This window comes from Planktothrix sp. FACHB-1355 (assembly GCF_014748295.1).
Lineage (GTDB): Bacteria > Cyanobacteriota > Cyanobacteriia > Cyanobacteriales > Aerosakkonemataceae > Aerosakkonema > Aerosakkonema funiforme_A.
This window is the reverse complement of the sequence record NZ_JACJUP010000146.1, coordinates 1-9058: the sequence shown is the minus strand read 5'-3', so window position 1 is coordinate 9058 and position 9058 is coordinate 1. Positions and strand designations below refer to the sequence as shown.

Sequence of the window (9058 nt, the reverse complement as noted above, 5' to 3'; positions counted from 1 at the left end):
TACATTTGCCTAGATTTACTGTTTTAATTTCAGAAGCGGGATTAAACAAGCCTGGGCTTACACCTGAGAAAGCAGAACCTTGCTTATCTTGGCGATTCTCCCGTACTTATGACCATAGGTAAAAATTATTGAATTCCCAAATGCCTACTAAATAAGGCTTCCCCCCACACATCTGGGAGTTGGTGTTGAGGCTGTCAAAATATCAACTTAAGACGATCGCTTCGCAAGATAAGAGAAAGTTTATCAAGTTAAGCAATTTAGCCGTTATCGAAGAAAAAACTTAACAAAGCCCAAAAGCTAACCAATCGGGAGTTTAATTCCTTAATCCCGGCCAATTTTAACTTGAGATCTTAAAATGCAAAACTTGAGTGGTGCAATCCTGTTAGATAGTGGAAACTAAATACAGTGTTTTTACTGAGCTATTGCAGGTAAGCATCAATAAAGTTTACTTCCTGCTAGGGAGTAGGGTGCGATCGCACAAGTGATGAACTTCAACGATGCCAGCCTATTGATAACAAATTAAGTTGAGTGACAATATGCAAATACAAATAGTCTGCAAAAAAAATACTAAGTCAACCATGACAAGCGAAGAAGCACTGCAACTTATAGAAGCTACCCTAAAATCGAAAACAGGGAAACAATTGACTCTTCCAGAAAAAGAAATTCTCAAAGCTGCTTGGGACAACGAAACTTACACCAAAGTTGCCGAAAGCTTATTTCTCAGCATCGGTTATATTAAAGATTTGGCCTCCCTGTTATGGCAGCGCCTTTCAGACGTTTTTGGGGAAAAAATCACCAAAAATAACCTTCGGTTGGTAATAGAAACGCTTTCCCCGATACCTTGTTTCCTGGAAGAAGAAATAGCAGAAAACCACACTGATGAAAGTTCAGGTTCCAAAGGCAATATCTTAATTGTTGACGATCCCAGTGAAAACCTGCTTTTTTTAACATACGTATTAACCAAACGCGGTTATAAAGTTCGCAGTGTCACCAACAGTCAGATGGCATTAAGATCGATCGGCAATAACCCACCAGATATCATTTTACTGGATATTAAAATGCCAGAAATGGATGGATATAAAGTTTGCCAAGCCCTAAAAGCCGATGAAACTACCTCAGAAATTCCGATAATTTTCTTAAGTGCGCTAGACGAAGTTATGGATAAAGTAAAAGCCTTTAAAGTAGGTGGAGTTGATTATATCACCAAACCTTTTCAACCAGAAGAAGTTATAGCCAGGATTCAAAATCAACTGACTATCCAACAACAAAAACGCCAGTTGAGAGAACAAATCCAACAACATCAACAAACCGTAGAAATTCTCTACCAATCTCGCGCTTTACTTGCCAGGTTATTAAATAGCTCTCAAGATGGTATTGCCGCTTGGGAAGCGGTAAGAGATCCCATAACTGAAGAAATTAGCGATTTTCAGTGTTTGGTGGTGAATCCCGTCTTTGCTAAGTTATTTGGCCAACAACGAACCGACCTCATGGAGAAGTTTACCCTGAAAAAATTGCTCAATCAACTTAATCCCACCCTGTTTGATTCACTTGTAAAAGTAGTTGAGAGGGGAGCAACGATCGAGCGAGAATTTTATTGGAAAAAGGATAACCTTCAGATATGGTATCGCTTGATGGCTGTAAAATTTGGAGATGGTTGTTTGATTACCGTTCACGACATTACCAATTTTAAATTACTTGAATATAAGATTAATATGGAAGCGCAGTTGCTAGAATAACCCAAATTGGGCTCTCGCGTTGTTGTGGCGATCGTCAAAACTTATTTAATTGTAGGGTGGGTTATTTCTGCGGTGCTGTACTAATTAAAACTTTATCTTTTTTACAGCTGGGAGGCCGATCGCTCCAAAGCTCTCCCAGCCGCGATCGCATTTTAGCGCTCTTCTACGTACATAGGAGGCTCAATGGCAAAGTTGTCGAGACGCCCAGATTCATCGATAACGTAGCCAGCAGTAGTATCTAGGTCGCTATCTTCTTCTTGGTCTCTGGCTGCCTCAACTTGCTTGATATTGAGGTCTACATCTACATTAGATGGAATTTCTGCATCCGGAGCGTTGACCCCCAATACATTTTCCGACAATTGCACTCCATAGTGGTTGTTACCGGGCGCACCCCTTCCAGGTTCCGCTTCTCTGGGATCTTCTGGCAATACTCGATTTTGCTGGTTAGTCATAGGTGATATCCTCTTTGTTACTGCTAAAGGTTTTAGCAATTTAGTATTTAGTTTTACTCTTTCGTTGGGATTAAATTGATAGGTACAGACTCGTAATTACTCTTTACTCATTACTCATTACTTCATCTAACTATGTCGGCGGTTGGATGTAGAGCCACCTGGCAATTAGGCAAGGTTAAGAATAGGGGGTAAAGGTAAAAAAGCGTATGGATATTTTATTAGGAATTTGCATTGGCATTAGTTTGAGTGCGGCGTGCGGATTTCGCGTATTTGTACCGCCTTTGGTGATGAGTATGGCCGCACTTTCCGGGCATTTGACCCTATCCCCAGGCTTTGAGTGGATTGGCACTTATGAGGCGCTGACAGCGTTTGCGATCGCGACTGGTATCGAAGTTTTGGGATATTATATTCCCTGGGTAGATCACGTATTGGATTTGCTGGCTACACCGATTGCGATCGCCACTGGCACTACTATCACCGCCTCGTTCTTTTCTCATGTCGATCCGTTGCTGCAATGGAGTGTCGCCATTATCGCAGGCGGTGGTTCTGCTGGAATTGTGGAAGCGTTAACTAATATTACCCGCTTTGTTTCAACGGGAACGACTGGGGGAGTTGCTAATCCATTGTTGGCAACAGTTGAGTTAGCAACTTCGATTATTTTGTCAGTTTTGGGAATAATCGTGCCGATTTTTACTGTTGTTTTATTGGCAGTTTTGGGTGTGTTTGCAGGAGTGAAATTGTGGCAGATCTTGGGGAGAAGTGTGCCAACAACGCCGACAGACTAAAGTCTGTAGCTAGACAAACTCTCGTCCGCACTGCAATTTTCGCAAAGAAACCCGGTTTCTCTGAAAAATCGTCGCTAGGGAACTACAGTTCTACCCAGAAACCCGGTTTCTCGGATGGTCGTGCGTAAGTCCTGGGCAAAAATCTAGTATCCTTGAAACGAGCGCACCTGTCAAAGTTTGAAAAATGATTTCCACTTTCCTGAGTTCTCCTTCCGTAGACTTATCCCGCATCCGCTTAGAAATTCGCGGATTGCAAAATAGCCTTGTAGAATGGCGCAGAAACTTGCATCAACGTCCCGAACTCGGTTTCCGGGAGAAGTTGACTTCTGAATTTGTCGCGAAGAAACTACAGGAATGGGGAATCGATCGCCAAACTGGAGTCGCCCAAACGGGTATTGTGGCGACCATTGCGGGGCGTCAACCGGGACCGGTGCTGGCAATTCGGGCAGATATGGATGCTTTGCCAATTCAGGAAGAGAACGATGTACCCTACAAATCCCAGCACGATGGGGTAATGCACGCCTGCGGTCACGACGGACATACCGCGATCGCACTGGGAACAGCTTATTATCTTTCTCAACATCGCGATGACTTCGCCGGTACTGTAAAAATTATCTTCCAACCCGCAGAAGAAGGGCCGGGGGGCGCAAAACCGATGATCGAAGCGGGAGTATTGACAAATCCCGATGTTAATGCTATAATTGGCCTTCACTTGTGGAACCAGCTACCCGTTGGTAGGGTAGGCGTTCGTAGTGGCGCATTGATGGCGGCGACCGAGGGTTTTCGATGCACGATTATGGGTAAAGGCGGACATGGTGCGATACCGCATCAAACGATCGATTCGATCGTCGTCGCCAGCCAAATCGTGAATGCGTTGCAGACGATCGTATCGCGCAATGTCGATCCGATCGAGTCAGCGGTAGTAACGGTGGGAGAATTTCATGCCGGAACTGCAATTAACGTGATAGCAGATACGGCGAAAATAGGTGGCACGGTACGATATTTTAACCCAACTTTGGGAGAGTTTTTACCAAAACGAATCGAACAAATTATTGCCGGAGTTTGCCAAAGTCACGGCGCGAAGTACGATTGGAATTATTGGCGGCAATATCCAGCTACGATTAACGATCCTGGGATAGCTGAGTTAGTGCGATCGGTCGCCTTAGAGGTAGTAGAAACTCCTTTGGGTGTGGTGCCAAATTGTCAAACAATGGGTGCGGAAGATATGTCATTCTTTCTGCAAGCAGTACCGGGTTGTTATTTCTTTTTAGGTTCTGCCAATCCCAATCTAAATTTAGCTTATCCGCACCATCATCCTCGCTTTGATTTTGATGAGACAGCGTTGGGGATGGGAGTGGAAATTTTTGTCGGTTGTGTGGAAAAGTTTTGTCGTTAGTGTGAGAAGTCGAGTTTCTATAAGATGGGTTATAAACCCGGTTTCTTGAAGAAACCGGGTTTATCTGTACCAGTTTCGATCGCGTAGATGACGTGGTATGGAAGTGCGATCGAGTAACTTCTTGCAAGTAGCGAGTTAGGAAACCCAAGCAGCAAGTTCGCAATTTCAACTGGGACGACTTGCCTCTAATATCTCCATCTTTTCCTAATACTAAAACACTCATCAAATTTCTGAACTAATTCCCTAGACTCTACAAATCCGATTTCTTGCGCCCAACTTTCAATAGAAAACAAAAACCCCTGAAGATCTTGTTCTACAAGTATCAGTGATTCCTCAAAATGAGTACGTGAAATATCAATGTAAAAGGCATTGTTGACTTGCATTATGCCACCATCTGACCAAACACGAAGTACATCACCCGTTATCTCAATCCACGGACTCGGATCGTGTCCCAACCAAGGCGACACACCTGTTTTCAATACATCTATCCATTCGCGCCAGCCTTCAAGTCCACAACAACAGCTTGGGGAAATAGTACCCCGCTTCTTGCAGACAACCTGTATTCCACCTGGCAAAACTAAAGTCTTCGCTTTCAGGATTTGCCTCAAAATAGTTTGTCTGTCGCCTGTTAGTTCTATTTGGTTGTATTTAGCCAGTTGTGCAAAGACTAATCCAATTTGAGGATAGCCCATTTCTCCACATAAACGGATCTTTGAAAATGGTTTAAATTCTGGAGTTTCCCAAGGGCAAAGAAAGTCATCCTCATAATAAGGTACTTCTATGACAGCTTGCATTTGAATCGATGAGATCGTCAACGTATTCTACTGTTTTACATAATTTTGAACGAGAGCGAGCTTCAATAATAATTATAGCCCTGTTTGACTATAACACCAATATCGAGAAATATTTAATGAATTCGGTTTAGGTTTAGAAAACTGAACGCTAATAGGAACTATTTATTTTATAAACTCTCTGTCTTCAGCATTGCAATACGTTTGGTGGCTCTGGAGCGAACTGTTTGTGCTGGGTCTTGAGATAACTTGATGAGAAGTTCTTCTTGTATAGCAATTCGCGCAATCCGATCGCGTATATGACGTGGTATGGAAGTGGGGTCGAGTAACGGAGATATTTTATCGATCGTTACTTGGGGATGTGAGGCAATCGCTTCAATCAGCATCATGGGATAGCAGTTACGAGGCTCAAAGAGTGACAGATTACTTCGCACCATAGAGGCGGTGGTGAGAAGAAACTCATTACCATGTACTGAATTTTTAACTACTGCTAGTGCAATCCGAACATTGTTATCCGTTTCTAATGAAGAGGGAAATAAAGCTTTCAGCGTATTAGCAGGAGTATGCGGATTCTCGGCAACAGCTTCACGGACAAAAATGTGTTGTGATGAGGCAAGAAGCTCTAAATCTTCCGCTGATGTAGATTCAGATTTTGCAGCATCAGAAGCAATTTTGGGATCGTTAATGTACTTCATTTGCAATGTTAAGCTTACCTTGTTACCGAAGATTTCAAGCATAACTAATAATTATACCACAGTTGCAGTGTAATCAGGAGCGAGAAATATTTGATAAATTCAGTTAAAGCCTTCAAACTTGCAAATCAACTCAGAAAATGACATCCTTAATTCTTTAGCTTGTCGAAATAGTCACCACTCTTTGAAGTTATGTATGATGGAAAAGCGATCGCGAAAGGTGACTCAGATGGTTATCGCCACTTCTAAAGCGGGATTGGTTACAAGTGGAGTCTTCCTCTCAAACGTCACATGGGAGACTCTGGAAAAGTTAGATGTAGATTTGTCAGGAACAGGCGCACGCTTAACTTATTTAGATGGGTGTTTAGAAATTATGGCTCCCTTATCTGAGGATCATGAAGAACCTAAAAAAACTTTATGCCAGTTGTTAGAGATTTATATGCGGATGAAAAACATCCGTTTTTATGCGCGGGGTAGTACGACGATTGGAATGAAAGAATTGGGTGCAAGGAAAGAACCGGATGAGTCTTATTGTTTGGGTACGCGCAAGTCAGTTCCAGATTTAGCAATTGAAGTGATAGTAACGAGCGGGGGAATTGATATCCTCGAAATTTATCGTCGAGTGGGAGTGCGAGAAGTTTGGTTTTGGGAGGATGGTGTAATTTCGGTTTATTGCTTGCGTGAAACGGGATATGAGTTGGTGAGTAAAAGTGAACTTTTGCCGGAATTGGATTTGCGATCGCTAGAGTTTTATTCGCGAATGGCAGACCAATATGATGCGGTGAATGCTTTTATGAAATTGATATAGAATGGGATATTTGTAAATACAGCAAATCTCCTAATTCAAGCTAGTAAGCTCGTAACGTTATTGTAATTCATTTTCCGATCTAAGTGTTCAAGCACTTAAAATAAAAGTCAACACAGATGGCGTCGCACAGGCGATCGGCTTCTGCTTGCTGCGGATTTTGGGTTTGGGCTAATACCTGGAGTATAGAGAATGGATCGGAAAATTAAGCGCTAAGACAGATGAGAAGATGGCAAGGAATGCAATAAGTATAGTAAAAGTTACTTGACGATCGCCCATAGCGATCGCTCTGGATGACTTGCGTTATACCGCTGACTCTTTTACAACAACTTGCCATAATTTAGAGATACCAATGAGCAAATGGAAAGGCATCAAACAGAACATTTGGGAATGGCGTGCAGTATTAATTACAACCCCTAGCGTTACAGGTTTTGTGTTTTTTCTGCATTTTTTAGGATGGCTGCAACCGTTGGAGTGGACGGCTCTAAATCAATTTTTTCGTTGGCGTCCTTTGGAGCCTACCGACTCGCGCATTGTCATTGTTGGTATTAATGAACTCGATATCCAAAAAGTAGGACAGTGGCCCGCTCCCGATGCTGTCCTTGCTAAGTTGCTCCAGAAAATCAAGAAACAGCAGCCGAGCGCGATCGGCCTGGACTTATATCGAGATTTGGTAGTCAACCCCGGTCATCAAGAATTAGTAAAAATATTCGAGACGACGCCAAACTTGATAGGCATTGAAAAAAAACCGAATTTTATTGCTATTGATGGCAACAAAGTGGAGGATAAAACTTCTGCCGTCGCCCCACCGCCAGCACTCAAAGTAAGAGGTCAAGTGGCTGCTGCCGATCTGGTGTTAGATGAAGATGGCAAAATTCGGAGAGGCTTGCTGTTTTTCTACACTTCAGATGGTAAAAAAGTAGAAACTTTGGGGCTAAAACTGGCTTTAATTTACCTAAAACAAAAGAATATTACTCATGATTTTACAAAAGACAATTATATAAAAATAGGCGATACCGTATTTACTCGTTTTAAAAGCAATAACGGCGCTTATGTGCGAGCCGATGATGGTGGCTACCAAGTATTGTTGAACTTTCGCGGGCCAGCCAAAAGTTTTCGCACTGTCTCAATGACCGATGTTATTGAGGATAGAATACCGCCAGACTTGATGCGCGATCGCATCGTTTTGATTGGCGCAACCGCAGCTAGCCTCAAAGACGAATTTTACACTCCCTACACGGGTCTAGTCAAGAATCGTCTGCCCACTACTGGAGTAGAAATTCATGCCAATTTAACCAGCCAAATTTTAAGTTCGGTATTAGACAAGCGCCCCCTAATCAAAGTTTGGGATGCACCCCTGGCTTATTTGTGGACATTCGGCTGGTCGGCGCTTGGTGCTACCTTGAGTTGGAAATTACGACATAGGAAAACTCATACAAAATTATTCCCTTGGACAGCTGCCAGTATTTTACTTGCTGGCGGAATTTTAATCGGTGGTTCTTATCTTCTCTTCCTATTTGGTTGGTGGGTTCCCCTAGTTCCATCAGGAATGGCTCTAACATTTTCTGCAATTGCGATCGTCGCTTATTTAGCTGTAAGCGCAGCATATATTCGTCAGACATTTTCCCGCTATCTTACAGATGAAGTAGTAGCACGCATACTAGAAACTCCCGAAGGACTGAAATTGGGAGGGGAAAGGCGGAAGGTAACTATTTTGATGTCTGACTTGAGAGGATTTTCAGCTGTATCCGAACGATTTGCACCCGAAAAAGTTGTTTACTTTTTAAACATCTACTTGGAGGCAATGGTAGATGTAATTACCCATTTTGAAGGAACTATTGATGAGTTCATTGGCGATGCTATTTTGGTTATCTTTGGTGCGCCAACTCAAAGAGAAGATGACGCTCAAAGATCCGTTGCCTGTGCCATAGCTATGCAGTTAGCAATGGATAAAGTTAATCAACGCATAAAACGCTTGGGTATACCCAAACTAGAAATGGGCATCGGTATTAACACAGGCGAAGTGGTAGTCGGAAATATCGGTTCCCAAAAACGCGCCAAGTATGGTGTAGTAGGTAACCATGTCAATCTAACTGGGCGCATCGAATCTTATACGGTTGGAGGTCAAATTCTGATTTCCGAATTCACCTTAGAAGAAGCAGGTGACATCATCAAATTCAACGATCGAATGCAGGTAGAACCAAAGGGAATTCAAAAACCAATTACTCTTTATGATGTATGCGGGATATCTGGAAAATATAACCTATTTTTGCCTGAAAGTCAAGGCGAATTATTCAATATGAAGTCTCCGATATCAATACAATATACTGTTTTGGATGGCAAGCACGTTGTTGGAACTATCTTCGAGGCTAGAATAATTAAGCTATCAGCAAATAGCGCT

General features: G+C 42.6%; 8 protein-coding genes. 5 read left to right on the top strand and 3 right to left on the bottom strand.

What is annotated here, in order from left to right; genetic code table 11:
- The first annotated feature begins 578 nt into the window (after window positions 1-578).
- Window positions 579-1736 (top strand): response regulator, encoded by a 1158-nt coding sequence (locus H6S82_RS09265; RefSeq protein ID WP_190466475.1) that lies wholly within the window; start codon window positions 579-581, stop codon window positions 1734-1736.
- Between the two features lie 152 nt (window positions 1737-1888).
- On the opposite strand, the gene H6S82_RS09260 is transcribed toward H6S82_RS09265, so the two are convergent.
- Window positions 1889-2188, bottom strand: coding sequence for a hypothetical protein (locus H6S82_RS09260; protein ID WP_190466472.1), 300 nt, complete (start codon window positions 2186-2188; stop codon window positions 1889-1891).
- 206 nt (window positions 2189-2394) lie between these two features.
- Between H6S82_RS09260 and H6S82_RS09255 the strand changes: the two genes are divergently transcribed.
- Both H6S82_RS09255 and H6S82_RS09250 read left to right on the top strand, forming a co-directional pair.
- Complete coding sequence (locus tag H6S82_RS09255; RefSeq protein WP_190466469.1) at window positions 2395-2973, top strand: DUF4126 domain-containing protein; 579 nt, start codon at window positions 2395-2397, stop codon at window positions 2971-2973.
- A 184-nt stretch (window positions 2974-3157) separates the two neighbouring features.
- The gene (locus H6S82_RS09250; RefSeq protein ID WP_190466466.1) at window positions 3158-4369 is read left to right on the top strand and encodes a M20 family metallopeptidase; all 1212 of its coding nucleotides are present in this window, start codon (window positions 3158-3160) and stop codon (window positions 4367-4369) included.
- Window positions 4370-4554: 185 nt separating this feature from the next.
- Here the strand turns inward: H6S82_RS09250 and H6S82_RS09245 are convergent, their stop codons facing one another.
- Together H6S82_RS09245 and H6S82_RS09240 are read right to left on the bottom strand one after the other, a co-directional pair.
- A complete protein-coding gene (locus H6S82_RS09245; RefSeq protein ID WP_191056167.1) occupies window positions 4555-5163 on the bottom strand; it encodes a hypothetical protein in 609 nt (202 codons plus the stop codon).
- Window positions 5164-5330: 167 nt separating this feature from the next.
- Window positions 5331-5897 carry a hypothetical protein gene (locus H6S82_RS09240; RefSeq protein WP_242056879.1) on the bottom strand — a complete coding sequence of 189 codons (567 nt, stop codon included), beginning with the start codon at window positions 5895-5897 and terminating at the stop codon, window positions 5331-5333.
- 76 nt (window positions 5898-5973) lie between these two features.
- Between H6S82_RS09240 and H6S82_RS09235 the strand changes: the two genes are divergently transcribed.
- Window positions 5974-6660, top strand: coding sequence for a Uma2 family endonuclease (locus tag H6S82_RS09235; RefSeq protein ID WP_242056878.1), 687 nt, complete (start codon window positions 5974-5976; stop codon window positions 6658-6660).
- Window positions 6661-7009: 349 nt separating this feature from the next.
- Window positions 7010-9058, top strand: a 2049-nt coding sequence (locus H6S82_RS09230; protein WP_191056166.1) for an adenylate/guanylate cyclase domain-containing protein, incomplete at its 3' end; no start/stop codon positions are given.